We start from the raw sequence: 25,537 nt of genomic DNA, 5'->3' as shown, positions 1-25,537 counted from the left end.
CTACGGCCGGTCGAGACGGAGCCGTACGGCCTTCGGCAGGCCGGCGACGACCAGGTCGTAGGAGTCCTCGACCAGCTCCCGGACCATCCGGTCCGGGAGCTCGGCCACGGTCACGGTGTTCCAGTGCCGCTTGTTCATGTGATAGCCGGGGGCGATCGCCGGGTGCTCCTCCCGGAGCCGTACGGCGTCCTCCGGATCGCACTTCAGATTGACCCGCAGCGGCTCGGCGTCCAGCCAGGACAGCGCGAACACCTTCCCCGCGACCTTGAAGACGGACACGTCCGGGCCGAACGGGAACTCCTCGCTCGCGTCGTTGAACTCCAGACACAACGCGCGCAGCTGGTCGGGCGTCATCGCTCGGCCGTCTCCTCCCCCTCGCCGCCCTTGCCGACCGGTTCGACGAGCACGGTCACGATCTTGTTCCGGCGGCCGGCGGGCGATTCGGCGGTCAGCCTCAGCGCCCGCCCGTCGGGCAGCTCCACGACCGCGTTGGCACCGGCGATCGGCACGCGGCCGAGGGCCTTGGCGAGCAGTCCGCCGACGGTCTCCACGTCCTCGTCGTCGTACTCGTCGGGCCCGAACCCGTACAGCTCGCCGAGGTCGCCGATGTCCAGGCGGGCGGTGACCCGGTAGCGGTCCTCGCCGAGCTCCTCGACGGGCGGCAGCTCCCGGTCGTACTCGTCGGTGATCTCGCCGACGATCTCCTCCAGGATGTCCTCGATGGTGACGATCCCGGCCGTGCCGCCGTACTCGTCGATGACGACGGCGACGTGGTTGCGCTCCTGCTGCATTTCCCGCAGCAGATCGCCCGCGTTCTTGGTGTCGGGCACGAAGGCCGCCGGGCGCATCGCGGTGGACACCAGGTCGGCCTCGGCCTCCCGGTTGATGTGCGTCTTGCGGACCAGGTCCTTCAGATACACGATGCCGACGATGTCGTCCTCGTTCTCCCCGGTCACCGGGATGCGCGAGAAGCCGGAGCGCAGCGCCAGGGTGAGGGCCTGGCGGACGGTCTTGTACCGCTCGATGCAGACGAGGTCGGTGCGCGGCACCATCACCTCCCGCACCAGGGTGTCGCCGAGCTCGAACACCGAGTGCACCATCCGGCGCTCCTCGTCCTCGATCAGCGACTCCTGCTCGGCGAGGTCGACCATGGCCCGCAGCTCGGCCTCGGAGGCGAAGGGGCCCTTGCGGAAGCCCTTGCCGGGAGTGAGCGCGTTGCCGATGAGGATGAGCAGCTGCGGGACCGGGCCCATGATCCGGGCCAGCGGCAGCAGCACGTACGCGGCGGCGGTCGCCGTGTTCAGCGGGTGCTGGCGGCCGATGGTGCGCGGCGAGACGCCGACGGCGACGTACGACACGAGCACCATGACGGCCATCGCGATGAGCAGCGCTTCCCAGGTCTCGGGGAACTCCTCCAGACAGGCGTACGTGACGAGGACGCCGGCCGACATCTCGCAGGCGACGCGGACGAGCAGCGCCACGTTGAGGTAGCGGGTGGGGTCGGAGGCGACCTGGGCGAGCTTGTCGGCGCCGCGCCGGCCGGACCGTACGGCCTCGGCGGCGCGGAAGCTGGAGACGCGGGCGATGCCGGCCTCCGCGCAGGCGGCGAGCCAGGCGACGATGACGAGGGCGACCGCGCCCAGGATCAGCTGAGCAGTCATGGTGTCCCGCTCAGGAGACGGTGGGCGCCGGCGACGGGCCGGTGAGGCCCTTCTCCGCGCGCCAGCCGTCCACGATGGCGGCCTGGAGGCCGAACATCTCGGCCTTCTCGTCCGGCTCCTCGTGGTCGTAGCCGAGCAGGTGCAGCACTCCGTGGACGGTCAGGAGCTGGAGCTCCTCGTCCATGGAGTGCTGCGTCGGGGCGTCCTCGCCCTGCTTCTTGGCCACCTCGGGGCAGAGCACGATGTCGCCGAGGAGCCCCTGCGGGGGCTCCTCGTCGTCCTTCGCCGGCGGGCGCAGCTCGTCCATCGGGAAGGACATGACGTCCGTCGGGCCCGGCAGGTCCATCCACTGGATGTGGAGCTGCTCCATCGCCTCGGCGTCCACGACGATCACCGAGAGCTCGGAGAGCGGGTGGATGCGCATGCGGCCGAGCGCGTAGCGGGCGATGTCGAGGATCGCCTGCTCGTCGACCTCGGTTCCGGACTCGTTGTTGACGTCGATCGACATGTGCTGCTGCTTCTACTTCCCGTTGCGGCTCTCGTGACGGCCGCCGTCCCGGCCGCCGCCCTCGCGGCCGCCGTTGCGGCTGTCGTACTGCTCGTACGCGTCGACGATACGGCCGACGAGCTTGTGCCGTACGACATCCTGCGACGTGAGGGCCGAGAAGTGGACGTCGGGGACCCCTTCGAGGATGTCCCTGACCTGACGCAGACCGCTCTTCGTGCCGCCGGGGAGGTCGACCTGGGTGATGTCACCGGTGATGACGATCTTCGAGTCGAAGCCGAGGCGGGTGAGGAACATCTTCATCTGCTCGGGGTTCGTGTTCTGCGCCTCGTCGAGGATGATGAACGCGTCGTTGAGCGTGCGGCCTCGCATGTACGCCAGCGGCGCGACCTCGATCGTCCCGTTGGCCATGAGCTTGGGGATCGTGTCGGGGTCGAGCATGTCGTGCAGCGCGTCGTAGAGCGGCCGCAGATACGGGTCGATCTTCTCGTAGAGCGTGCCGGGCAGGAAGCCGAGCCGCTCGCCCGCCTCGACGGCCGGGCGGGTCAGGATGATCCGGGTGACCTGCTTGGACTGCAGGGCCTGGACCGCCTTGGCCATGGCCAGATACGTCTTGCCGGTGCCGGCGGGGCCGATGCCGAAGACGATGGTGTGCTTGTCGATGGCGTCGACGTAGCGCTTCTGGTTGAGCGTCTTGGGGCGGATGGTGCGACCGCGGCTGGAGAGGATGTTCTGCGTGAGCACCTCGGAGGGCGTCTCGGCCGCCGGGTCTCCGGTCTCCTCCCGCAGCATGGCGATCGAACGTTCCACGGCATCCTCCGTCATCGGCTGTCCGGTGCGGAGCACCAGCATCATCTCGTCGAACAGACGCTGGATCAGTGCGACTTCCCTCGCGTCACCGATCGCGCTGATCTCGTTTCCCCGGACGTGGATGTCCGTCGCCGGGAACGCCTTCTCGATCACGCGCAGCAAGGAGTCGCCGGAACCCAGCATCGTCACCATCGGGTGCTTCGCGGGGACGGTGAACTGTGCGCGTGCCTGCCCCGGCGCGGGGGCGTGGGCTGTGGGTGGCTGAGTCATGGGCCGGCACTATGGCCTGCGCATACCTCCTGTCGCAGGGTTCTCGCTGCTCGACAACCTCTCGGAGACCAAGCCTACGACTCGGGCCGGACAACCCAGAAGCCTTTTACCGGCGGCCGCCCCGGCGCGGGGGCGGGGCGGGGCCGTGTCAGGGGGCGGGAGCGGGGCGGAAGCCGATGGTGGGGACCGCGCGGCGCAGCGGCCAGGGGCGGTCCTGGCCCGGCAGGAGCCGCTCCAGGAAGGCGTAGCGGGCGCGGAGGGCGGCGGGGTCCTGGCCTTCGTGGCCCTGGACGTGCTGCCACCAGGCGGCGATCTCGCCCCAGGTGGGCGCGGAGAGGGAGCCGCCGAACTCCTGCACGGACAGGGCGGCGGTGAGCCCGGCGAAGGCGAGCCGGTCGGCGAGGGGCCAGTCGGCCAGGGTGCCGGTGACGAAGCCGGCGACGAAGACGTCCCCGGCTCCGGTGGGGTCGAGGGCGGAGACCTGGATGGCGGGGACCTCGGCCGTCTCGCCGGTGGCCCCGTCGACGGCGTAGGCGCCCTCGGAGCCGAGGGTGACGACGGCGTAGCGGACCTTGTCGGCGAGGGCGTGGGCGGCGGCGCGCGGGCAGTCGGTGCGGGTGTAGCGCATCGCCTCGGCGGCGTTGGGCAGGAAGGCCTCGCAGTGCTCCAGGTCGGTCAGGCCGGCCAGGTCCCAGCGGCCGGTGTCGTCCCAGCCGACGTCGGCGAAGATCTTGGCGCCGCCGCGGGCGGCGCGGGCCACCCACTCCTCGCTGCGGCCGGGGACCAGGGAGGCGACGGCGGCGCGGGCGCGGGGCGGGTAGGCGGGCGGGGCGCCGTCGACGGGCGGGGCGGCGTGGCCGTGGGAGACCATGGTCCGCTCGCCCTCGTACGCCATGGAGACGGTGACGGGCGAGTGCCAGCCGGGGACGGTGCGGGAGAGGCCGAGGTCGATGCCCTCGCCCTGCTCCAGGGCGTCCCAGCAGTACTCGCCGTAGTGGTCGTCGCCGAAGGCGGCCGCGAGGGAGGTGCGCAGGCCGAGGCGGGCGAGCGCGGTGGCCATGTTGGCGACGCCGCCGGGGCTGGATCCCATGCCGCGGGCCCAGGACTCGGTGCCGCGCACGGGTGCGCTGTCGAGGCCGGTGAAGATGATGTCGAGGAAGACCGTGCCGGTGAGGAAGACGTCGCAGTCGGGATCGCTGGGCTCGCGCAGGCGCACCAGCGGGTCGACGTCGGCGAGGTCGATGTCGCGGTCGGTCACGGCAGGCTCCCCGGTCGTGGTGCTGATGCGGACAGTGTGCCGGAAGGGGCCGGGGAGAGGGGCTCGGCACAACGAATTCGCCGCCGGTTACCCGTGATCATCGCGCGTCAAACCTCTCCCCTGTCGATGGTGACTCGGATCACAGAATGAATCGGGGGATAACGGCTTCTCCGCCCACTCGGATGCTTGATACACATGGTGCCGCGACCCCGTGGCTCACCGGGCGCCGTCTCACTTTCTCGTCCGGTTCCTGGAACGCCCATGCCGTCGCGCCGCCCGCGTGCCCTGGGGGCGCGTGCCGCTCTCGCCGCCCTCGTCGCCCTCTTCACCGCGGGCTATCTCGCCCCGTATCTGCTGCCGACGGTCGTCGGCCGGCTGTCGGCCGGGCTCGGCCTCGGTGCGACCCAGGCCGGCCTGGTCGGCTCGGTCCTGCTGCTCGGCTCGGCCTCGGCGGGCTTCACGCTGGCCGCGCACGGGGAGCGGATCGGTCCGCGCCGGGCGGCGCGCCTCGGACTCGCGGCGATGGCCGTGGGTTACGGCACGGCGGCGGTGACGGACGCGGTGCTGCCGGTCGTGGCGGGCGCGGTCGTCGGCGGCTTCGGGTCCGGTACGGCGACGGCGGTGGCGGCGGCCGGGATCGCGGGCCGCCCCGATCCCCACCGGGCCTCGGCACTCGGCCTGTTGTCGGTCTCGGCGGCGGCGGGCGCGCTGTATCTGACGCTGCCGCACCTGGGCGGCGGCCACGCGCTGCCGTTCGCGGCGATCGGGGGCACGGCGCTGCTGGTGTGGCCGGTGACGGCGTGGCTGCCGAACGGAACGCCCGTGGTGCGCGAGGCGCCGGTGACGGGGCCGCTGCCGCAGCGGCCGGCGGGGACGGTCCTCGCGTGCGGGATCCTGCTGTGGTCGATGGCGCAGAACGCGCTGTGGGGCGTCAGCGGCCGGATCGGTCTGACCCAGGCGGGGCTGTCCGAGGTGTCGCTGGGCATGGTGTTCGCGGCCGCGCTCGGCGCCGGGCTCGTGGGCGTCATCGCGGCCGGCGCGCTCGGCTCGCGGCTCGGGCGCGCGGTGCCGATCGGGGCGGGTACGGCGCTGATCGCCGGCTGCGTGCTGCTCAGTTCGGCCGCCGAGGGGCCGGTCACCTTCGCGACGGGCGAGATCCTGTGGAACGCGGCCTACCCGGTCGTCCTGTCGTACCTGCTCGGACTCGCCGCCTCGCTCGATCCGCGCGGGCGGTGGGCCGTCATGGTCGGCTCGGCGTCCTCACTGGGCGTGGCCTGCGGCCCCGTGACGGGCAGCGTCCTGTCGGAGGCGGCCGGTTACCGCGGCATGGGCGCGACCCTGTGCGTGCTGCTGCTCCTGGTGGCCGTTCCCATGACCGCCGTCGCGCGGCACGTCGCCGGGCGCCCGCTCGTCCCCGGTTCCATCCGCCGCCGCGGCGGCGCCCCGGCCGCCGTGCTCGCGGCCACGACCGCCACCCCTCCCTCCCTGCTCCCGCAGCTGGGCGCACCGGAGCAGGAGGTCACGGAGATCCCGGTCGCGACCGCACGCCGCCGGGCGGCGAAGTCGGCGTTCCGTCTGGCGAGGCCGGCGGACCGGGGGTAAGCGCCCCAAGGGCCGGGGCTGGGCGTCCTTTTCGGCCGGGGCTGGGCGCCGCTTTCGCGGGCCGGGGTCGGGCGTCCGCTCCGGGCCGGGGCCGGGCGCCGTTCCCGCGGGCCGGGGCCGGGCGCCGTTCTCGCTAGCCGGGGCCGGGCGCCGTTCTCGCTAGCCGGGGCCGGACGCCGTTCTCGCGGACCGGGGCTACTCGCCGCAGACGTGGTCGGCCGCGTCCACCACGATCCGGTCCAGCAGGCTGCGTAGGAGGGCCTGTTCGGCCTCGGTGAGGTCGCCGAAGATCTCGCGCTCGGCGGCGCTCACGGCCGCGTCGACGCGTTCCAGGACCGCCGCGCCGGCGTCGGTGATCTCCACGATGTGACGGCGCCGGTCGGCAGGGTCGCGCCGCCGCTCGGCGAGCCCGTCGGCCTCCAGCTCATTGAGGATCGCCACCAGCTGGCTGGGGTCGACCTCCATCGCGGCGGCCAGGTCGCGCTGGCTCATGGCCGCGGGAGCGAGTCGCATCAGCGTCATCGCGTGGCGGGGGTGCAGCCCGGCGACGCCCAGGGCGGCACGGATGCGGGCACCGGTGAGCTCTCCGCGGAAGGAGAGGAGGAAGCCGAGGCGGTCGGTCGGGAGAGCTGCCATGCCGTCCACGGTAACAGCGGCTTTATTATGGAGCGCCAAAAATCATTGATACTGTTCAATGGTTTTCTTGACGACAGCATTGGAGCAGCTCCACCATGTTCATCGCCTACGCCGCCCTCGCGACACTCCTCGCACTCGCCACTTCCGGATCCGCCTTCATGACCCTCACCCGCAAGCCGGCGATCGTCGACAACATGACGAAGCTGGGCGTACCCGCTTCCTGGCTGCCGTGGCTGGGGGCGGCCAAGGCGGCGGGCGCCCTCGGCCTGCTCGTCGGCCTGGCCGTACCCCTCCTGGGCGAGGCGGCGGCCGCGGGCCTCGTGCTCTATTTCGCGGGCGCCGTCGTGACCCACATCCGCGCGAAGGACTACGCACTGGCTCCGGCGGCCGTCCTGACGCTCCTGTCGGCGGTGGCGCTCGCCCTGCGCATCGCGTCCGCCTGACCGGCGGCACGGACAGTCACCCCTCCTCGATCGAGGCAATACGAGACGTCTCGTCTTGCAATGGCGTCGCCTCTGCCGTACCGTCGAGATGTCCTCGCGAGACGATCCGTCTCGCGAAGGTCATCGCCATCGAGTCGACGCCAGGAGACCGCCCTTGTTCCGTGCCCAACTCACCGAGGTCACCAAGCGCTACGACGACCGGCACGTCCACCACCGCACCGTGCTCGACCGCGTCTCCCTCACCGTCCGGCCCGGCGAGCGCCTCGGCGTCATCGGGGACAACGGTTCGGGGAAGTCCACCCTGCTCCGGCTCCTCGCCAGCCTCGAGAGCGCCGACAACGGCACCGTGGCCGTCGAGGCCCCCGGCGGCCTCGGCCATCTCGCCCAGACCCTCGACCTCCCGCCGGCCGCCACCGTCGGCGAGGCCGTCGAACGGGCACTGGCGGAGATACGGGCGCTGGAGCGGGCGATCCGCGCGGCGGAGGCGGCCCTCGCGGACACCGGCGACCTCGCCGGGTACGCGGAGCTGCTCGCCGCCTACGAGGCGCGCGGCGGCCCCGAGGCCGACCGCCGGGTCGAGACCACCCTCCGCCGGCTCGGCGAACCCGGCCCGCTCGACCGCGACCGCCCCCTCGGCACCCTCTCGGGCGGTCAGCGCTCCCGGCTCGCCCTCGCCGCCGTCCTCGCGGCCGAGCCCGAACTGCTCCTGCTCGACGAGCCCACCAACGACCTCGACGACGAGGCCGTGGCCTGGCTGGAGGAGCGGCTGCGCACCCACCGGGGCACGGTCGTGGCCGTCTCGCACGACCGCGTCTTCCTCGAACGGGTCACCACCGCCGTCCTGGAGGTCGACGAGGACCGCCACACCCTGCGCCGGTACGGCAACGGCTATGCCGGCTACCTCGCCGGCCGCGCCGCCGAACGGGCCCGCAGGCAGCGGGAGCACGAGGAGTGGAAGGCCGAGCTGGCCCGGTACACGGCGCTCGCGGACAGCACCATCGACCGCTTCAGCGCCATCCCGCGCAAGGCCCCCGCCTCGTTCAGCGGGGCCGGCGCCTTCCGCGCCCGGTCACGGGCGCACGGGGCGATGAGCCGCATCCGTGCCGCCCGCGAGCGGCTCGCCCGGCTCACCTCCCACCCGGTGCCCCCACCCCCCGAGCCGCTGCGCTTCCGTGCCGCCCCGCAGGGCGAGGGCGGCCCCGTCGAGCTGACCGGGCTCCGGGTGGCCGGCCGGCTCCGGCTGGACGCCCTCCACTTGGACGCGGGCGAACGGCTCCTGGTGACCGGCCCGAACGGCGCCGGCAAGACCACCCTCCTGAAGGTCCTCGCGGGCGAGGTCCTCCCCGACACCGGCACGGTGAAGGCCCCTGCCCGCGTCGGGCTGCTCCGCCAGGACACCGCCGCGCCCACCGATCCCCGCACCGTCGCCGAAGCCTTCGGCGAGGGCCGCGAGGACGAACTGCTCGCCCTCGGGCTCTTCGCCGCCCGGGACCTGGCGACCCCGGTACGGCTCCTGTCGACCGGCCAGCGCCGCAAGTTGGAACTGGCCCGGCTCGTGACGGCACCCGCCGACCTGCTGCTCCTCGACGAGCCGACCAACCACCTGGCCCCCGGCCTGGTGGAGGAGATCGAGGCCGCCCTCGCGGCCTACCGGGGCACGCTGGTGGTCGTCAGCCACGACCGGCGCCTGCGGGAGGGCTTCCGGGGCCGCCGCCTGGAACTGGCCCCGGCCGAACCCCCGGCCCTGGCTTCCGCGTCCGCTGCGGCGGGTGCGGGGAAGGGGGCGGGGGCGGGGGCTACGCCCCGAAGTCGTACGCGCTGACCTCCGCCAGGTACCGCTCCCGCCGTGCCTCGTCGTCCTCCAGGAAGGAGGCCAGGAAGGAGTTCCGCGCGAGGGTCCGCAGCTGCTCCGGCGTCAGGGACAGCGCGTCCCGCACCGCGTCGAAGGTGTCGCCCACGTAGCCGCCGAAGTACGCGGGGTCGTCGGAGTTGACCGTCGCCACGAGTCCCGCCTCCAGCATCGCCCGCAGTGGGTGCTCCTCCAGGACGTCGACCGCCCGCAGCCGCACGTTGGACAGCGGGCACAGCGTCAGCGGCACCCGCTCGCGGACGAGCCGCTCGACGAGCGACGGATCCTCCAGGCAGCGCAGACCGTGGTCGATCCGCTCCACGCCGAGAACGTCGAGGGCCTCGCGGACGTACTCCGCCGGGCCCTCCTCCCCCGCGTGCGCGACCCGCCGCAGACCGAGCCGGGCGGCCTCCTCGTACACCTCGCGGAACTTCGCCGGCGGATGACCGACCTCCGCCGAGTCCAGGCCCACGCCGGTGATCCGGTCCAGATACGGCTTCGCGGCCTCCAGCGTCGCCATCGCCGACTCGGCCGGCTCGTCGCGCAGGAAGCACATGATGAGCCGCGTGGAGATCCCGTGCCGCTCCTCGGCCCGGTCCAGGGCCGCGCCGAGCCCCTCCACCACGACACCGATCGGCACCCCGCGCGCCCGGTGCGCCTGCGGGTCGAAGAAGATCTCGGCGTGCCGCACGCCCTGCTCCGCGGCCCGCGCCAGATAGGCGTCGGCGAGGTCGGTGAAGTCCTCGGCGGTGCGCAGGACCGCCATCAGGGCGTAGTACAGGTCCAGGAAGGACTGCAGATCGCTGAAACGGTACGCCTCACGCAGCGCCTCGGTGTCCGCGTACGGCAGGGTGACGCCGTTGCGCTCGGCGAGCGCGAAGGCGAGCTCGGGTTCGAGCGTCCCTTCGATGTGGAGGTGCAGTTCGGCCTTGGGTACGGGCACGGTGCTCGTCTATCTCTTCGGTACGGGGACCCTCATCAGGTCCTGGGCAATGCTCAGCTCCCCCTCGAACCCCGCCGCCCGCGCCTGCCGCTCGAACTCCTCCGGATCGGTGTACCGCTGCGAGAAGTGCGTCAGCACCAGGTGCCGCACGCCGGCGTCCCGGGCGACCGCCGCCGCCTGGCCGGCCGTCAGATGGCCGTGGTCCACGGCGAGCTGCACGTCCTCGTCGAGGAACGTCGATTCGATCACCAGCATGTCGGCGCCCTCGGCGAGCGCGTGCACCCCGTCGCACAGCCGGGTGTCCATGACGAAGGCGAACCGCTGTCCGCGCCGGACCTCGCTCACCTGCTCCAGGGTGACGCCGTCCAGGACGCCCTCGCGCTGGATGCGGCCCACGTCGGGGCCCTTGATGCCGTGCGCCGCCAGCCGCTCGGGCAGGATGCGGCGCCCGTCCGGCTCGACGAGCCGGTAGCCGTACGACTCCACGGGGTGGGAGAGCCGGTGCGCCTCGAGCGTGTACGACTCGGTGACCGCGAGCGGCCCGTCCGCGGCGACCGGGACCTCGGCCAGCTTCACCGTCTCCCGGTAGGCCGTGGCGTACCGCAGCCGCTCGAAGAAGCGCTGCCCGCTCGCGGGGTAGTGCGCGGTGACCGGGTGCGGGACCTGGTCGAGGTTGATCCGCTGGATCACCCCGGCCAGACCGAGGGAGTGGTCGCCGTGGAAGTGCGTGACACAGATCCGGTCCAGGTCGTGCGCCGCCACCCCGGCCCTGAGCATCTGCCGCTGGGTGCCCTCGCCGGGGTCGAAGAGGATGCCCTGCCCGTCCCAGCGGAGCAGATAGCCGTTGTGGTTGCGGTGCCGGGTCGGGACCTGGCTGGCCGTGCCGAGGACGACCAGTTCGCGTACGGACAAGGGAGCGATCCGTCCTGCCCTATCCGGGCGGCCAGTTGAGGCCGCGGCCGCCGAGCACGTGCGCGTGGGCGTGGAAGACGGTCTGCCCCGCGCCCGCGCCCGTGTTGAAGACGATCCGGAAGCCGCTGCCGTCGACCTTCTCCTGCGCGGCGACCTCGCCGGCCTCGCGCAGCACGTCCGCGGCGACGGTCGGCGCGGCGGCGGCCAGGGAGGCGGCGTCGGGGTAGTGCAGGCGCGGGATGACCAGGACGTGCGTCGGCGCCTGGGGGTTGATGTCGCGGAACGCCACCGTCGTCTCGGTCTCGCGCACGATCGTCGCCGGCACCTCCCCCTCCGCGATCTTGCAGAACAGGCAGTCGCTCTGCGGCTCTCCGGCCATGGCCCGGGCCTCCTCGCCTCTGTCGATCAGTTCACCCCGCATGCTATCGGGGGCCGCCGACAGCGACCGCCGACCGGGCCCCCCGACCCGCTCGCCGTCCCTGGGGCGCCTACGACCAGCGTCCCGTGCGGCCGAGCACCAGCGCGGCGGCCGCCGTGCCCGCCGTGGAGGTGCGCAGCACGCTCGGCCCGAGGCGGTACGGCTTCGCCCCGGCCTCCTCGAACAGCGCCAGCTCGTCCGGGGACACCCCGCCCTCGGGCCCCACCACGAGGACGATCGAGCCCTCCCGGGGCAGGTCGGCGGTGGCCAGGGCCCCGCTCGGGTGCGCGCGGTCCTCGTGCAGGACGGCGGCGAAGTCGGCGTCCGCGAGGAGGGTCGCGACCTGCTTGCCGGTCATGAGCTCGGCGACCTCGGGGAAGCGGCTGCGGCGCGACTGCTTGCCGGCTTCGCGGGCGGTGGCGCGCCACTTGGCGAGGGCCTTCAGACCGCGCTCGCCCTTCCACTGGGTGATGCAGCGGGACGCGGCCCACGGCACGATCGCGTCCACGCCGGTCTCCGTCATGGTCTCGACGGCCAGCTCGCCGCGGTCGCCCTTGGGCAGGGCCTGGACGACGGTGACACGGGGCGCGGGCTCGGGGTCCTCGTGGACGGCGGTGACGTCGACGGTCAGCTGGTCCTTGCCCTCGGCGGCGGCCACCACGCACTCGGCCCAGGCGCCCCGCCCGTCGGTGAGCACCAGCTCCTCCCCCGCGCGCAGCCGCTTCACGGACACGGCGTGGCGGCCCTCGGGCCCGTCGAGGAGGAACCCGCCGACGGCGGGCACGGCGTCGACGACGAAGACGGGTGCGGTCACGATGTGCTCCTGGTGCTGTCGGGCCGCCCGGCGAGGGCGGCGTCGAGTTCGGCGGCGAGGACCTCCACGAGCCGGCCGGCCGGCAGGTCCCGCGCCAGACGGTGGCCCTGCCCGGCCCACAGGGCCATGCCCTGCGGGTCCCCCGCGGTCGCGGCGGCCTTGCGCAGCGGGGCGGTGAGGTGGTGGACCTCGGGGTAGGCGGCGGGCGCGTACGGGCCGTGCTCGCGCATGAAACGGTTCACCAGGCCCCGGGCCGGCCGACCGGAGAAGGCCCGGGTGAGCTCGGTGCGGACGAAGAGGGGGTCGGTCAGGGCCCGCTTGTGCAGCGGGTGCGCGCCCGACTCGGGGCAGACGAGGAAGGCGGTGCCGAGCTGGGCGGCGTCGGCGCCGGCCGCGAGGACGGCGGCGATCTGCCGGCCGCGCATGATGCCGCCGGTCGCGACGACCGGCAGCCGGACGCTCTCCCGGACCTCCGTGAGCAGCGGCAGCAGGCCGCGGCCGATGCCGGCGCAGGGTCCGTCGGCCGGATCGTCGCGGTGGGTGCCCTGGTGCCCGCCCGCCTCGGTGCCCTGCACGCAGACCGCGCCCGCGCCGGCGCGCTCGGCGGTCCGGGCCTCGTCGACGGAGGTGACGGTGACGATCGTGAACGTACCGGCCCGTGCGAAGGCGTCGAGCGCGTCGCGGTCGGGGCAGCCGAAGGTGAAGGAGACGACCGGCACGGGGTCGTCGAGGAGGATCGCCAGCTTGGCCTCGTACCCGTCGTCCCTGCCCTGCTCGGCGTCGCCGAGCTCGGTCTCGTACCAGGTGGCCTCACCGGCCAGCTGGTGGCGGTAGACCTCGACGGCGGCGGGGTCGGCGGGCTGGCCGCTCGGCGGCATGAACAGGTTGACCCCGAAGGGCCGGCCGGTGAGCGCGCGGACCTGCTTGATCTCCTGGTACAGCCCGCCCGCGGTCTTGTAGCCGCCGGCCAGGAACCCGAGCGCTCCCGCCTCGCACACGGCACCGACGAGCTCCGGGCAGGAGGCGCCGCCCGCCATGGGGGCCTGCACGATCGGGTGGCGGGAGAGACCGCTCAGCGAGCTGGACATGCGGGCAATCGTGTCATGCCCGTCCGGCCCGCCGAACGCCGACGGGGCCCCGCACACGTGCGGGACCCCGTCGCATATGCCTGCGGCCCAGGACACCTTCGCGGCACCCCCGGCAGAGCGCCTAGCGCCCGTTGAACGCGTCCTTCAGGCGCGAGAACAGGCCCTGCTGGCCCGGCTGGAACTGTCCCAGCGGGCGCTCCTCGCCGCGCAGCTTGGCCAGCTCGCGCAGCAGGCGCTCCTGCTCCGCGTCGAGCTTCGTCGGGGTCTGGACCTCGACGTGGACGATCAGGTCGCCCCGGCCGTTGCCCCGCAGGTGGGTGACGCCGCGGCCGTGCAGGGGGATCGACTGGCCGGACTGGGTGCCCGGACGGATGTCCACGTCCTCCAGACCGTCGAGGGTCTGCAGCTGCACCTTCGTACCGAGCGAGGCCGCCGTCATCGGGATGGTCACCGTGCAGTGCAGGTCGTCGCCGCGCCGCTGGAAGACCTCGTGCGGGACCTCGTGGATCTCGACGTACAGGTCACCGGCCGGGCCGCCGCCGGGGCCGACCTCGCCCTCACCGGCGAGCTGGATCCGCGTGCCGTTGTCGACACCGGCCGGGATCTTGACCGTGAGCGTGCGGCGGGAACGGACCCGGCCGTCACCCGCGCACTCCGGGCACGGGGTCGGGACGACGGTGCCGAAGCCCTGGCACTGGGGGCAGGGCCGGGAGGTCATGACCTGACCCAGGAAGGACCGGGTGACCTGGGAGACCTCACCGCGGCCGCGGCACATGTCACAGGTCTGCGCGGAGGTGCCGGGCGCGGCGCCCTCGCCGGAGCAGGTGGTGCAGACGACGGCCGTGTCGACCTGGATGTCCTTCGTGGTGCCGAAGGCCGCCTCGTCGAGCGTGATCTCCAGCCGGATCATCGCGTCCTGGCCGCGCCGGGTGCGCGAGCGCGGGCCGCGCTGGGACGCCGTACCGAAGAAGGCGTCCATGATGTCCGAGAAGTTCCCGAAGCCGCCCGCGCCGAAGCCGCCGGCCCCGCCGCCCCCGGAGGAGGACAGGGGGTCGCCGCCGAGGTCGTAGACCTGCTTCTTCTGCGGGTCCGACAGGACCTCGTACGCGGCGTTGATCTCCTTGAACCGCTCCTGCGTCTTCGGGTCCGGATTCACGTCCGGGTGAAGCTCGCGGGCGAGTCGGCGGAAGGCCTTCTTGATCTCGTCCTGCGAGGCGTCGCGACGCACGCCGAGGACGGCGTAATAGTCCGTGGCCACTTACGACTCCGCCAGGATCTGTCCGACGTAACGTGCCACTGCGCGTACCGCTCCCATCGTTCCGGGGTAGTCCATGCGGGTCGGTCCGACCACGCCGAGTTTGGCGACTGCCTCGCCGCCGGAACCGTAGCCGACCGAGACGACGGACGTGGACGTCAGGCCCTCGTGGGCGTTCTCGTGCCCGATCCGTACGGTCATGCCCGATTCCTTGGCCTCGCCGAGCAGCTTGAGGAGCACGACCTGCTCCTCAAGGGCTTCCAGGACGGGCCTGATCGTCAGGGGGAAGTCGTGCCCGAAGCGGGTCAGATTGGCGGTTCCGCCGATCATGAGCCGCTCCTCGTGCTCCTCCACGAGGGTCTCCAGGAGGGTCGCGAGCACCGTCGAGACCGTGCCGCGGTCCTCGCTGTCCTCGAAGGACTCCGGCAGGTCCTGCACCAGCTGCGGCACGTCCGCGAAGCGGCGGCCGACGACCCGGCTGTTGAGCCGGGCCCGCAGGTCGGCGAGGGAGGTCTCGCCGAAGGGCGCCGGGCAGTCGATCACCCGCTGCTCGACGCGGCCGGTGTCGGTGATCAGCACCAGCATCAGCCGCGCGGGCGCCAGCGACAGCAGTTCCACGTGCCGCACCGTCGAACGGGTCAGCGAGGGGTACTGCACGACGGCGACCTGACGGGTCAGCTGCGCGAGCAGCCGGACCGTGCGGCCCACGACGTCGTCGAGGTCGACGGCCCCGTCGAGGAAGTTGTGGATCGCCCGCCGCTCGGGGGTCGACAGCGGCTTGACACCGGCCAGCCGGTCGACGAAGAGGCGGTAGCCCTTGTCGGTGGGGATGCGCCCGGCGCTGGTGTGGGGCTGGGCGATGTACCCCTCCTCCTCCAGGACCGCCATGTCGTTGCGCACGGTGGCCGGCGAGACGCCGAGCTTGTGGCGCTCGGTCAGCGCCTTGGAGCCGACCGGCTCCTCCGTCCCGACGTAGTCCTGGACGATGGCGCGCAGCACCTCGAGTCTGCGTTCGCTGAGCATCGCGCGCACCTCCAGCTGTCGATCCGGTTCCGGTTGCTCCGCTTTTGGCACTCGCCCTGCCCGAGTGCCAGGAATCCCCGGCCAGTGTACGGCGGCGGACATCGCTCCTGGCAAGGAGGCGGCGTCGGCGTCGGCACAGCCGCTAGGGTCGCGGCATGGACGTGGACGGCGGGAACGGTCGTACGGGACGGTGGGCGGAGCTGGGCTGGGAGCGGCTCACGGACAGCGTGGGCAGGCGCCGATTGCCTGGTTGGGACGCCACCGTCGGCCTGGTCGTGGCCCCCGAGGCGGTCCTGCTGTACGACACGGGAGCCACCCTCGCGCAGGGCGCCGAGCTGGGCGCCCAGGTGGCGGAGCTCACGGGCGGCCGCGAGGTGACACATGTCGCACTGAGCCATCCGCACTTCGACCACGTGCTCGGCACGGCGGTCTTCGCCGGCGCCGAGGTCTTCGGGGCGGTGGGCATGGACACGCTGCTGCCGCGCGAGCGCGAGGAGCTGCGCAAGGACGCGGTACGGCAGGGGGTGGACGCGCGGGAGGCGGCGGAGGCCGCCGAGGCCCTGGTCGCCCCGCGCCACACCGTCTCCGGCGAGTGGACCCTCGACCTGGGCGGCCGGCAGGTCCTCCTCGCCAACGTCGGCCCCGGTCACTCGGGCCACGACCTGGTGCTGCTCGTCCCGGGTGAGCGGGAGATCGTCTTCTGCGGCGACCTGGTCGAGGAGTCCGGCGAACCTCAGGCCGGCCCCGACGCCGTCCCCTCCCGCTGGCCGGACGCCCTGGACCGTCTGCTGTCCCTGGGCGGCGAGGACGCCCTGTACGTGCCGGGCCACGGGGCGGTGGTCGACGCGGCGTTCGTGCGACGCCAGCGCGATGAACTGGCACGGCGCTTCTCCGTCGCATAACGTCCCCCGAATGCGCAGCTACAACCCGGATCTGACACCTCCCTGGAAGCGCTCGGCGCCCGTGCCGGAGGTCCCGGCGGACCGTGACCTCGTGGTCGAGGAGGTCACGACGGGCTTCTGCGGGGCGGTGATCCGCTGTGAGGCGGGCACGGTGACCCTGGAGGACCGCTTCGGCAAGCACCGGGTCTTCCCGATGGAGCCGCGCGGCTTCCTCCTGGAGGGCCGGGTCGTCACCCTGGTCCGCCCCTCGCGCCCGGCGCCCGAGCGGCCCGCCCGCACCGCCTCCGGCTCGATCGCCGTCCCCGGCGCCCGGGCGCGGGTCGCCCGTGCGGGCCGGATCTACGTCGAGGGCCGCCACGACGCGGAACTGGTGGAGCGGGTGTGGGGCGACGACCTGCGGATCGAGGGCGTGGTGGTGGAGTACCTGGAGGGCGTCGACGACCTTCCGGCCATCGTCGCCGAGTTCGCCCCCGCCCCGGACGCCCGTCTCGGCGTCCTGGTCGACCACCTGGTGCCGGGCTCCAAGGAGTCCCGCATCGCCGCCCAGGTCTCCTCCCCCGACGTCCTCGTCGTCGGCCACCCCTACGTCGACGTCTGGCAGGCCGTGAAGCCCGCCGCCCTGGGCATCCCCGCCTGGCCGACGGTCCCCCGCGGCCAGGACTGGAAGACGGGCGTCTGCCGCGCCCTCGGCTGGCCGGAGAACACCGGCGCGGCCTGGCAGCACATCCTGTCCCGCGTCCGCTCCTACAAGGACCTGGAACCGGAGCTGCTGGGCGCGGTCGAGCACTTGATCGACCATGTGACCGTGCCATGACGGCGAGCCGTCCGTCGAACCCTTCGACGGCTGTTCTCCGCTCTCCGCGCGCCGGCGGCCGGGCCTCGCCCTAGTCCACCAGGTCCCGCACCACCGCGTCCGCCAGCAGCCGCCCCCGCAGGGTCAGGACCGCGCGGCCCCGCGCGTACGGTTCCGGGTCCAGCAGGCCGTCCGAGAGGGCACGCCGGGCCGCGGCCAGGCCCGCCGGGTGGAGCAGGTCCAGGGGGCAGCCCTCCCGGAGCCGGAGCTCCAGCAGGATCCGCTCGACCCGCCGGTCCTCCTCCGACAGCACCTCGCGCCCGGCGCCGGGGGACCGTCCTTCGCCCAGGGCCGCCGCGTAGGCGCCGGGGTGCTTGACGTTCCACCACCGCACGCCGCCCACGTGGCTGTGCGCGCCCGGTCCGGCGCCCCACCAGTCGGCGCCGCGCCAGTAGAGCTCGTTGTGGAGGCAGCGGCCGGCCTCGGAGGTGGCCCAGTTGGACACCTCGTACCACTCGAACCCGGCCCCGGAGAGCGCCTCCTCGGTCATCAGGTACCGGTCGGCGTGCACGTCGTCGTCGGTCATCGGTATCTCGCCGCGCCGGATGCGCCGGGCCAGCTGGGTGCCCTCCTCCACGATGAGCGCGTAGGCGCTGACGTGGTCGGGCCCGGCGCCGATCGCCGCGTCGAGGGAGGCCCGCCAGTCGTCGTCGGACTCGCCGGGCGTGCCGTAGATGAGGTCGAGGTTGACGTGATCGAAGCCGGCCGCACGCGCCTCCGCGACGCATGCCTCGGGGCGGCCGGGGGTGTGGCTGCGGTCGAGGATCTTCAGGACGTGCTGACGGGCGCTCTGCATGCCGAAGGAGATCCGGTTGAAGCCGCCCGCCCGCAGCTCCTCCAGATAGGCCGGGCTCACGGACTCCGGGTTGGCCTCGGTCGTCACCTCGGCGTCGTCGGCGAGCCCGAACTCGTCGCGGACGGACGCCAGCATCGACACGAGGTCGGCCGCGTCCAGCAGCGTGGGGGTGCCGCCGCCGACGAAGACGGTCCGCACCGGGCGCGGGTCGTCGCCGAGGACCTTGCGGGCGAGCCGTATCTCCTCGGCCACCTGCCCGGCGTAGTTCTCCCGGGAGGCGAGCACGCCGCCGGCGCCGCGCAGCTCGCTCGCGGTGTAGGTGTTGAAGTCGCAGTAGCCGCACCGGGTGGCGCAGTACGGCACGTGCAGATAGAACCCGAGCGGACGCTCCCCGGCCCCCTGCAGGGCGTGCGCGGGCAGCGCCCCGTCGTCGGGCATGGGCTCACCATCGGGCAGTACGGAAGGCATGAGCCCATTGTCCCGTACCGCCCGACGTGACCGCCGAGCCTGTGGAAAACCCCGGACGGGCTGCCGGATCAGGCCTCGCGGGCGCCCTCGTACATCTCGTCGATCAGGTGCTGGTAGGTCCGCTCCACGACCGGCCGCTTCATCTTCAGGCTCGGCGTGAGCTCGCCGTGCTCGATGTCGAGGTCGCGCGGCAGCAGCCGGAACTTCTTGATCGTCTGCCAGCGCTGCAGGCCCTCGTTGAGGCGGGCGACGTAGCCCTCGATGAGCTTCTCGGCCTGCGGGGAGGCGACGACCTCCGCGTAGGACTTGCCGCCGAGCCCGTGCTCGGCGGCCCAGCCGAGGATGGAGGGCTCGTCGAGGGCGATGAGCGCGGTGCAGTAGTTCCGGTCCGCGCCGAGCACCACGATGTTGGAGACGAAGGGACAGACGGCCTTGAACTGGCCCTCGATCTCGGTCGGGGCGATGTACTTGCCGCCCGAGGTCTTGAACAGGTCCTTCTTGCGGTCGGTGATCCGCAGGTAGCCGTCGGCGGACAGTTCGCCGATGTCGCCGGTGTGGAACCAGCCGTCCGCCTCCAGGACCTCGGCGGTCTTCTCCGGCAGGCCGTGGTAGCCCTCCATGATGCCGGGCCCGCGCAGCAGGATCTCGCCGTCGTCGGCGATGCGGACCTCGGTGCCGGGCAGCGGCTTGCCGACGGTGCCGGTGCGGTAGGCCTCGCCGGGGTTCACGAAGGAGGCCGCGGAGGACTCGGTGAGGCCGTAGCCCTCCAGGATGTGGATGCCGGCGCCAGAGAAGAAGTAGCCGATGTCCGGGGCCAGGGCGACCGAGCCGGAGACGGCGGCGCGCAGCCGGCCGCCGAACGCCTCGCGGAGCTTCTTGTAGACGAGGGCGTCGGCGACCTTGTGCTTGACGGTGAGGCCGAAGGGGGCCGAGGCGGTGCCGGTGCGGCGGAAGTTGTCCTGGGTGACCTTGGCGTACTCGCGGGCGACGCCGGCCGCCCACTGGAAGATCTTGTACTTGGCCGGGCCGCCTTCGCGGGCCTTGGCGGCGACGCCGTTGTAGACCTTCTCGAAGATCCGGGGGACGGCGGCCATGTAGGTGGGCTGCACGACCGGCAGATTGACGATGATCTTGTCGATGCGGCCGTCGACGGCGGTGACGTGACCGACCTCGATCTGGCCGGAGGTGAGCACCTTGCCGAAGACGTGGGCGAGCGGCAGCCACAGGTACTGCACGTCGTCCTGGGTGACCAGGCCGGTGGCGGCGATGGCCTTGGCCATGTACGACCAGTTGTCGTGCGGCAGGCGGACGCCCTTGGGGCGGCCGGTGGTGCCGGAGGTGTAGATCAGGGTGGCGAGCTGGTCCTTGGTGATCGCCCCGACCCGCTCCTTGACGACCTCGGGGTGCTTCTCCAGGTACGCCTGGCCGCGTGCCTCGAGCTCGGCGAGGGTGAGCACCCACTCCTCGGAGGTGTCGGCGCCCTCGGGGTCGATGACGACGACGTGGTGGAGCTGGGGCAGGTCGGCGCGGCGCTCGACGGCCTTGGCGAGCTGGTCGGCGTTCTCGGCGATGAGGACGCGCGAGTCGGAGTCGGAGAGGATGAAGGCCGACTCCTCGGCGTTGGTCTGCGGGTAGACCGTGGTGACCGCGGCGCCGGCGCACATGACGCCGAGGTCGGCGAGGATCCACTCGACGCGGGTGGAGGAGGCGAGGGCGACCCGCTCCTCCGGCGCGACGCCGAGGTCGATGAGACCGGCGGCGATGCCGTAGACCCGCTCGGCGGCCTGCGCCCAGCTGAGCGACTTCCACTCGTCGGGGCCCTGGCCGGAGGCGGAGGGGACCGGGTAGCGGTAGGCCTCCGCGTCCGGGGTCCGCTCGACGCGCTCAAGGAAGAGGGCCGCGACGGACGGCGGCCGGTTCTCGATCAGGGTCTGTGTGTCGCTCACGACGTCCTCCGGGCGGCGGCGGTGCGGTCAGGCGGTGTGATCGGGCAATGCGCGTGGCGTGGGGCGTTGCGTGACCACGTGACGCATCTAACTGGCGAGTAACCTTCGAGCGGCTTCAGAGTAGAGCTCCTGAGACTGGCGCGTAAGAGCTTGCATATAACGAACGGGTCTGTGCGCACATGGCGCACAGACCCGTTCGGTGTACACGGCAGCTACCGCGCGGTCTACTTCTTGGCCTTGCCGCCCGCCGCGTCGTCGCTGGAGAGGACGGCGATGAAGGCCTCCTGCGGGACCTCCACGGAGCCGACCATCTTCATCCGCTTCTTGCCTTCCTTCTGCTTCTCCAGCAGCTTCCGCTTACGGGAGATGTCACCGCCGTAGCACTTGGCGAGGACGTCCTTGCGGATGGCGCGGATGGTCTCGCGGGCGATGACCCGGGAGCCGATCGCGGCCTGGATCGGCACCTCGAAGGCCTGCCGGGGGATGAGCTCGCGCAGCTTGGCGACGAGCCGCACACCGTAGGCGTACGCGGCGTCCTTGTGGGTGATCGCCGAGAAGGCGTCCACCTTGTCGCCGTGCAGCAGGATGTCGACCTTGACCAGGCTGGAGGCCTGCTCGCCGGTGGGCTCGTAGTCGAGCGAGGCGTAGCCGCGGGTCTTGGACTTCAGCTGGTCGAAGAAGTCGAAGACGATCTCGGCCAGCGGGAGGGTGTAGCGGATCTCGACGCGGTCCTCGGAGAGGTAGTCCATGCCGAGGAGGGTGCCGCGCCGGTTCTGGCACAGCTCCATGATCGAGCCGATGAACTCGGTCGGGGCGAGGATCGTGGCGCGTACGACGGGCTCGTACACCTCGCTGATCTTGCCCTCGGGGAACTCGCTCGGGTTGGTGACGGTGTGCTCCGTGCCGTCCTCCATGACCACGCGGTAGACCACGTTCGGCGCGGTCGCGATCAGGTCGAGGCCGAACTCGCGCTCCAGGCGCTCGCGGATCACGTCCAGGTGGAGCAGGCCGAGGAAGCCGACGCGGAAGCCGAAGCCGAGGGCGGCGGAGGTCTCCGGCTCGTAGACCAGCGCGGCGTCGTTGAGCTGGAGCTTGTCGAGCGCGTCGCGCAGCTCGGGGTAGTCCGAGCCGTCCAGCGGATACAGACCGGAGAAGACCATCGGCTTCGGGTCCTTGTAACCGCCGAGCGCCTCCTGGGCGCCCTTGCTCTGGGAGGTGATCGTGTCACCGACCTTGGACTGGCGGACGTCCTTCACACCGGTGATCAGGTAGCCCACCTCGCCGACGCCGAGGCCGTCGGCCGGGAGCATCTCGGGCGAGTTGGTGCCGATCTCCAGGAGCTCGTGGGTGGCGCCGGTCGACATCATCTTGATGCGCTCGCGCTTGTTGAGCTGGCCGTCGACGACACGGACGTAGGTGACGACGCCCCGGTAGGAGTCGTACACGGAGTCGAAGATCATCGCGCGGGCGGGGGCGTCGGCGACGCCCACCGGCGCGGGGATGTCCCGGACGACGCGGTCGAGCAGCGCCTCGACGCCCATGCCCGTCTTGGCGGAGACCTTGAGGACGTCCTCCGGCTGGCAGCCGATGAGGTTGGCCAGCTCCTCGGCGAACTTCTCCGGCTGGGCGGCCGGGAGGTCGATCTTGTTGAGGACCGGGACGATGGTGAGGTCGTTCTCCATCGCCAGGTAGAGGTTGGCCAGGGTCTGCGCCTCGATGCCCTGCGCGGCGTCCACGAGGAGGATCGTGCCCTCGCAGGCGGCGAGCGAGCGCGAGACCTCGTAGGTGAAGTCGACGTGCCCGGGGGTGTCGATCATGTTCAGGATGTGCGTCGTGCCCTGGTCCGGCCCCGCGCTGGGGGCCCAGGGGAGACGGACCGCCTGGGACTTGATCGTGATGCCGCGCTCACGCTCGATGTCCATCCGGTCGAGATACTGGGCGCGCATCTGCCGCTGGTCGACCACACCGGTCAGCTGGAGCATCCGGTCGGCGAGCGTGGACTTGCCGTGGTCGATGTGCGCGATGATGCAGAAATTGCGGATCAGAGCCGGGTCGGTTCGGCTCGGCTCGGGCACGTTGGTAGGAGTCGCGGGCACGCAGGGTTCTCGTCTCGGGCGATGTTCAGAACGGATACGTAGGCTCCATGGTCCCATGACTGCGGGCCGGTGCTCGGTTTGGGCGGCGTGGAGAGCGGCTGATACCGTGGACAGCTGTGTCTCGTGTGCCCTCTCCTGGGGGTGCCTCCCGTGCCCGGAGGGCTACGGGGGAGTGGCACATCCTGAAGAAACATCGAACCTGTAAAGGCTCTTTCGTGGCGAACATCAAGTCCCAGATCAAGCGGAACAAGACCAACGAGAAGGCGCGCCTGCGCAACAAGGCCGTCAAGTCGTCGCTCAAGACCGCGATCCGCAAGGCCCGCGAGGCTGTCGCCGCCGGCGACCTCGAGAAGGCCACTGTGGCCGCTCGTGCCGCTTCGCGTCAGCTCGACAAGGCTGTCTCGAAGGGTGTCATCCACAAGAACGCCGCCGCCAACAAGAAGTCGGCGCTGGCCACCAAGGTTGCCTCCCTTCAGGGCTGAGCTCTGATCTCACGGCTTCACCCGGCCGCACGGGACCCAGCGGGCCCTCTCATCCGCTCCCGGTCGGCCACCCCGGCCTCGTACGCGAGACGCGTTCGCCACGCGTGTACGAGACCACCAGCTTGAACGCCGAAGGCCCCGCCGCCCTCCTTCCCCAGGAGGCGGCGGGGCCTTCGGTGTGTGCGTGTGTGCGGAGGATGGGGGACGGCGCACGCCGGGGCGGGGCGAAGCCGCCCTGATACGGGGCGGTGTCCGGCCCCGGGGGGTCAGGGGCGTCGCAGGCGGGCGGCGCGGGCGACGGTCACCACGGCCTTCTCCAGGGCGTACTCCGGATCGTCGCCGCCGCCCTTCACCCCCGCGTCCGCCTCCGCGACCGCGCGCAGGGCGAGGGCGACGCCGTCGGGGGTCCAGCCGCGCATCTGCTGGCGGACGCGGTCGATCTTCCACGGCGGCATGCCCAGCTCGCGCGCGAGATCGGCCGGGCGGCCGCCTCGGGCCGAGGAGAGCTTGCCGATCGCCCGGACGCCCTGGGCCAGCGCACTGGTGATCAGGACGGGCGCGACACCCGTGGAGAGCGACCAGCGCAGGGCCTCCAGGGCCTCCGCCGCCCGCCCCTCGACGGCGCGGTCGGCGACCGTGAAGGACGAGGCCTCGGCGCGGCCGGTGTAGTAGCGCCCGACCACCGCCTCGTCGATCGTGCCGTCGACGTCCGCGGTGAGCTGCGCCACCGCGGAGGCCAGCTCCCGCAGATCGCTGCCGACGGAGTCGACCAGCGCCTGGCACGCCTCGGGCGTGGCCGAGCGCCCCAGCGAGCGGAACTCCTGCCGTACGAACGTCAGCCGCTCGGCCGGCTTCGTCGTCTTCGGGCAGGCCACCTCCCGGGCGCCCGCCTTGCGGGCCGCGTCGAGGAGTCCCTTGCCCTTGGCGCCGCCGGCGTGCAGCAGCACGAGCGTGATCTCCTCGACGGGCGAGTCGAGATACGCCTTGATGTCCTTGCTCGTGTCCGCCGACAGGTCGTGGGCGTTGCGCACGACCAGGACCTTCCGCTCGGCGAAGAGCGAGGGGCTGGTCAGCTCGGCCAGCGTGCCGGGCTGGAGCTGTTCGGGGGCGAGGTCACGGACGTCCGTGTCGGCGTCGGCGGCCCGGGCCGCCGCCACCACCTCCCGGACCGCGCGGTCGAGCAGCAGGTCCTCCTGGCCCACGGCGAGCGTGACGGGGGCGAGGAGGTCGTCGGTGGAAGTCTTTCTGGTGGCCATCGCGCTCCAGCATCCCACGCGGCACCGACAGTCCGGCCATCGTCGAGAATGTGCACGTGAGCGATGTGAGACACGTACTGGTCCTTCCCGACCGCGACGCGGCCGAGGAGGTCGCCGAGGAGCTGCCCGACCGCTTCGGCGTGGCCGAGGAGCCGCAGCTCGTCCGGGACGCTCTGGCGGGTGAGGACGACGCCGAGGACGCCCAGTGGCTGGTGGTGGTCGAGGATCCCGAGGGCCGGCTGGATCCGGCGGCGCTGGACGAGCTGGCGGCCGAGTACGAGGGCTGGCTGGAGGCGCCGTAGGGCGTCAGGCCGGTGCCGCGGCCTTGGGCACGATCTGGATGTCCAGGTCCACGGTGATGCTGGAGCCGACCGCGGCGATGCCGCGCGCGAGCAGCGTCTGCCAGGTCAGGGTGAAGTCCTCGCGGTGCAGTTCGGTGGTGGCCCGGCAGGCGCACCGCCTCTCGCCCTGCAGCCCGTTGCCGAGGCCCAGGTACTGGGTGTCGAGGGTGACCGTGCGGCTGACGCCGTGCAGGGTGAGGGCGCCGGTCACGGCCCAGCGGCTGCCGCCCTTGTGGACGAAGCGTTCGCTGAAGAACTCCATCGTCGGGTAGGCGCCGACGTCGAGGAAGTCGCCTGAGCGCAGGTGGTCGTCGCGCATCCGCACACCGGTGTCGATGGAGGCGGCGTCGATCACGACGTGCAGGGCGGACCGCTCCATGCGCTCCGCGATGCGGACGGCGCCCGCGAAGGCGTTGAACCGGCCGTGGATCCGGGCGAGGCCGATGTGCCGGGCGGTGAAGCCGATCTGGGAGTGCATCGGGTCGATCTCCCAGTCGCCCGGCTCGGGCAGCGGCTGCTGGGGAGCGATCTGGAGCAGTACGTCGCCGAGGCCCGCGTGGGCGTTCTCGGTGACCAGGGCGTTTCCGTGGTACGGGGTGTAGCCCTCCGCCGTGACCGCGAGCCGGTACTCGCCGGCCGGCACGGTCGCGAGGACGCTGCCGTACGGGTCGGTCTCCCCGGCCAGGACCTTGCGGCCCGCGGTGTCGGTGAGCACGAACCCGGCCTGGCGGACCGGCTCGCTGACGGGGTCGAGCACCCGGCAGCTCAGGACGCCCGCCGACCGCGGCACGGGCAGTCCCGCCAGCGGGCCGCCCCGGGAGGCTCGCCCACCACTCTTACCGAACAGACCGAACACTTTCACGTACCCCCGGACAAACCGCACACGCCTTTTTGCTTCGACGAAGACGCA

25 protein-coding genes are annotated in these 25,537 nt (G+C 72.4%); 7 read left to right on the top strand and 18 right to left on the bottom strand.

What is annotated here, in order from left to right; all coding sequences use genetic code 11:
• From ABD954_RS23230 to ABD954_RS23210, 5 genes are all read right to left on the bottom strand, one after another.
• Complete coding sequence (locus tag ABD954_RS23230; RefSeq protein ID WP_345488459.1) at window positions 1-354, bottom strand: MmcQ/YjbR family DNA-binding protein; 354 nt, start codon at window positions 352-354, stop codon at window positions 1-3.
• Window positions 351-1,661 carry a hemolysin family protein gene (locus ABD954_RS23225; RefSeq protein ID WP_345488457.1) on the bottom strand — a complete coding sequence of 437 codons (1,311 nt, stop codon included), beginning with the start codon at window positions 1,659-1,661 and terminating at the stop codon, window positions 351-353. The genes ABD954_RS23230 and ABD954_RS23225 overlap by 4 nt, the downstream gene beginning before the upstream one ends.
• A gap of 10 nt (window positions 1,662-1,671) precedes the next feature.
• Window positions 1,672-2,169: an rRNA maturation RNase YbeY gene (ybeY, locus tag ABD954_RS23220; RefSeq protein ID WP_345488455.1), complete on the bottom strand. Its 498-nt coding sequence runs from the start codon at window positions 2,167-2,169 to the stop codon at window positions 1,672-1,674.
• Window positions 2,170-2,181: 12 nt separating this feature from the next.
• Window positions 2,182-3,246 carry a PhoH family protein gene (locus ABD954_RS23215; protein WP_345488453.1) on the bottom strand — a complete coding sequence of 355 codons (1,065 nt, stop codon included), beginning with the start codon at window positions 3,244-3,246 and terminating at the stop codon, window positions 2,182-2,184.
• 148 nt (window positions 3,247-3,394) lie between these two features.
• A complete protein-coding gene (locus ABD954_RS23210; protein ID WP_382745828.1) occupies window positions 3,395-4,531 on the bottom strand; it encodes a carbohydrate kinase family protein in 1,137 nt (378 codons plus the stop codon).
• A 234-nt stretch (window positions 4,532-4,765) separates the two neighbouring features.
• On the opposite strand from ABD954_RS23210, the gene ABD954_RS23205 reads away from it, so the two are divergent.
• Window positions 4,766-6,106, top strand: a complete 1,341-nt coding sequence (locus ABD954_RS23205) for an MFS transporter (protein WP_345488449.1) — start codon at window positions 4,766-4,768, stop codon at window positions 6,104-6,106.
• A 195-nt stretch (window positions 6,107-6,301) separates the two neighbouring features.
• Here ABD954_RS23205 and ABD954_RS23200 read toward each other — a convergent pair whose 3' ends face one another.
• Window positions 6,302-6,742, bottom strand: coding sequence for a MarR family winged helix-turn-helix transcriptional regulator (locus ABD954_RS23200; protein ID WP_345488447.1), 441 nt, complete (start codon window positions 6,740-6,742; stop codon window positions 6,302-6,304).
• Window positions 6,743-6,837: 95 nt separating this feature from the next.
• On the opposite strand from ABD954_RS23200, the gene ABD954_RS23195 reads away from it, so the two are divergent.
• Both ABD954_RS23195 and ABD954_RS23190 read left to right on the top strand, forming a co-directional pair.
• Window positions 6,838-7,185 (top strand): DoxX family protein, encoded by a 348-nt coding sequence (locus ABD954_RS23195; RefSeq protein WP_345488445.1) that lies wholly within the window; start codon window positions 6,838-6,840, stop codon window positions 7,183-7,185.
• 154 nt (window positions 7,186-7,339) lie between these two features.
• Window positions 7,340-9,007, top strand: a complete 1,668-nt coding sequence (locus ABD954_RS23190) for an ABC-F family ATP-binding cassette domain-containing protein (protein WP_345488443.1) — start codon at window positions 7,340-7,342, stop codon at window positions 9,005-9,007.
• Here ABD954_RS23190 and ABD954_RS23185 read toward each other — a convergent pair.
• The 7 genes from ABD954_RS23185 to hrcA all read right to left on the bottom strand — a co-directional run bounded on the left by ABD954_RS23185 (window position 8,982) and on the right by hrcA (window position 15,487).
• Entirely contained in the window at window positions 8,982-9,977 is a 996-nt protein-coding gene (locus ABD954_RS23185) for an adenosine deaminase (RefSeq protein ID WP_345488441.1), read from the bottom strand. The genes ABD954_RS23190 and ABD954_RS23185 overlap by 26 nt on opposite strands.
• Before the next feature lie 9 nt (window positions 9,978-9,986).
• Complete coding sequence (locus ABD954_RS23180) at window positions 9,987-10,889, bottom strand: ribonuclease Z (protein WP_345488439.1); 903 nt, start codon at window positions 10,887-10,889, stop codon at window positions 9,987-9,989.
• 19 nt (window positions 10,890-10,908) lie between these two features.
• Complete coding sequence (locus tag ABD954_RS23175; RefSeq protein ID WP_345488437.1) at window positions 10,909-11,268, bottom strand: histidine triad nucleotide-binding protein; 360 nt, start codon at window positions 11,266-11,268, stop codon at window positions 10,909-10,911.
• 109 nt (window positions 11,269-11,377) lie between these two features.
• Entirely contained in the window at window positions 11,378-12,121 is a 744-nt protein-coding gene (locus ABD954_RS23170; protein WP_345488435.1) for a 16S rRNA (uracil(1498)-N(3))-methyltransferase, read from the bottom strand.
• A complete protein-coding gene (locus ABD954_RS23165; RefSeq protein ID WP_345488433.1) occupies window positions 12,118-13,209 on the bottom strand; it encodes a nitronate monooxygenase in 1,092 nt (363 codons plus the stop codon). Before ABD954_RS23165 ends, ABD954_RS23170 begins: the two co-directional genes overlap by 4 nt.
• A gap of 121 nt (window positions 13,210-13,330) precedes the next feature.
• Entirely contained in the window at window positions 13,331-14,467 is a 1,137-nt protein-coding gene (dnaJ, locus tag ABD954_RS23160) for a molecular chaperone DnaJ (RefSeq protein WP_345488431.1), read from the bottom strand.
• Entirely contained in the window at window positions 14,468-15,487 is a 1,020-nt protein-coding gene (hrcA, locus tag ABD954_RS23155; RefSeq protein ID WP_345488429.1) for a heat-inducible transcriptional repressor HrcA, read from the bottom strand.
• Between the two features lie 155 nt (window positions 15,488-15,642).
• Between hrcA and ABD954_RS23150 the strand changes: the two genes are divergently transcribed.
• Complete coding sequence (locus tag ABD954_RS23150; RefSeq protein WP_345488426.1) at window positions 15,643-16,389, top strand: MBL fold metallo-hydrolase; 747 nt, start codon at window positions 15,643-15,645, stop codon at window positions 16,387-16,389.
• Window positions 16,390-16,399: 10 nt separating this feature from the next.
• Window positions 16,400-17,203 carry a DUF3097 domain-containing protein gene (locus ABD954_RS23145; protein WP_345488424.1) on the top strand — a complete coding sequence of 268 codons (804 nt, stop codon included), beginning with the start codon at window positions 16,400-16,402 and terminating at the stop codon, window positions 17,201-17,203.
• A 70-nt stretch (window positions 17,204-17,273) separates the two neighbouring features.
• Here the strand turns inward: ABD954_RS23145 and hemW are convergent, their stop codons facing one another.
• The 3 genes from hemW to lepA all read right to left on the bottom strand — a co-directional run bounded on the left by hemW (window position 17,274) and on the right by lepA (window position 22,548).
• Window positions 17,274-18,506: a radical SAM family heme chaperone HemW gene (hemW, locus tag ABD954_RS23140; RefSeq protein ID WP_345488422.1), complete on the bottom strand. Its 1,233-nt coding sequence runs from the start codon at window positions 18,504-18,506 to the stop codon at window positions 17,274-17,276.
• A 68-nt stretch (window positions 18,507-18,574) separates the two neighbouring features.
• Window positions 18,575-20,452 carry an AMP-dependent synthetase/ligase gene (locus ABD954_RS23135; protein WP_345488420.1) on the bottom strand — a complete coding sequence of 626 codons (1,878 nt, stop codon included), beginning with the start codon at window positions 20,450-20,452 and terminating at the stop codon, window positions 18,575-18,577.
• A gap of 224 nt (window positions 20,453-20,676) precedes the next feature.
• A complete protein-coding gene (gene lepA / locus ABD954_RS23130; RefSeq protein WP_345488418.1) occupies window positions 20,677-22,548 on the bottom strand; it encodes a translation elongation factor 4 in 1,872 nt (623 codons plus the stop codon).
• Between the two features lie 215 nt (window positions 22,549-22,763).
• Between lepA and rpsT the strand changes: the two genes are divergently transcribed.
• Entirely contained in the window at window positions 22,764-23,030 is a 267-nt protein-coding gene (rpsT, locus tag ABD954_RS23125) for a 30S ribosomal protein S20 (RefSeq protein ID WP_030211082.1), read from the top strand.
• A gap of 266 nt (window positions 23,031-23,296) precedes the next feature.
• Here the strand turns inward: rpsT and holA are convergent, their stop codons facing one another.
• The gene (gene holA, locus ABD954_RS23120; protein ID WP_345488414.1) at window positions 23,297-24,286 is read right to left on the bottom strand and encodes a DNA polymerase III subunit delta; all 990 of its coding nucleotides are present in this window, start codon (window positions 24,284-24,286) and stop codon (window positions 23,297-23,299) included.
• 56 nt (window positions 24,287-24,342) lie between these two features.
• Here holA and ABD954_RS23115 point away from each other — a divergent pair, with 56 nt between their 5' ends.
• Complete coding sequence (locus tag ABD954_RS23115) at window positions 24,343-24,588, top strand: hypothetical protein (RefSeq protein WP_345488412.1); 246 nt, start codon at window positions 24,343-24,345, stop codon at window positions 24,586-24,588.
• Between the two features lie 4 nt (window positions 24,589-24,592).
• Here the strand turns inward: ABD954_RS23115 and ABD954_RS23110 are convergent, their stop codons facing one another.
• Window positions 24,593-25,417 (bottom strand): YceI family protein, encoded by an 825-nt coding sequence (locus ABD954_RS23110; protein ID WP_382745798.1) that lies wholly within the window; start codon window positions 25,415-25,417, stop codon window positions 24,593-24,595.
• Window positions 25,418-25,537: the final 120 nt, after the last annotated feature.

The sequence above is a fragment of the Streptomyces roseoviridis genome, assembly GCF_039535235.1.
GTDB lineage: Bacteria > Actinomycetota > Actinomycetes > Streptomycetales > Streptomycetaceae > Streptomyces > Streptomyces roseoviridis.
Note: the sequence above shows the minus strand (reverse complement) of the source record. Positions and strands in the feature narration are given on the sequence as shown.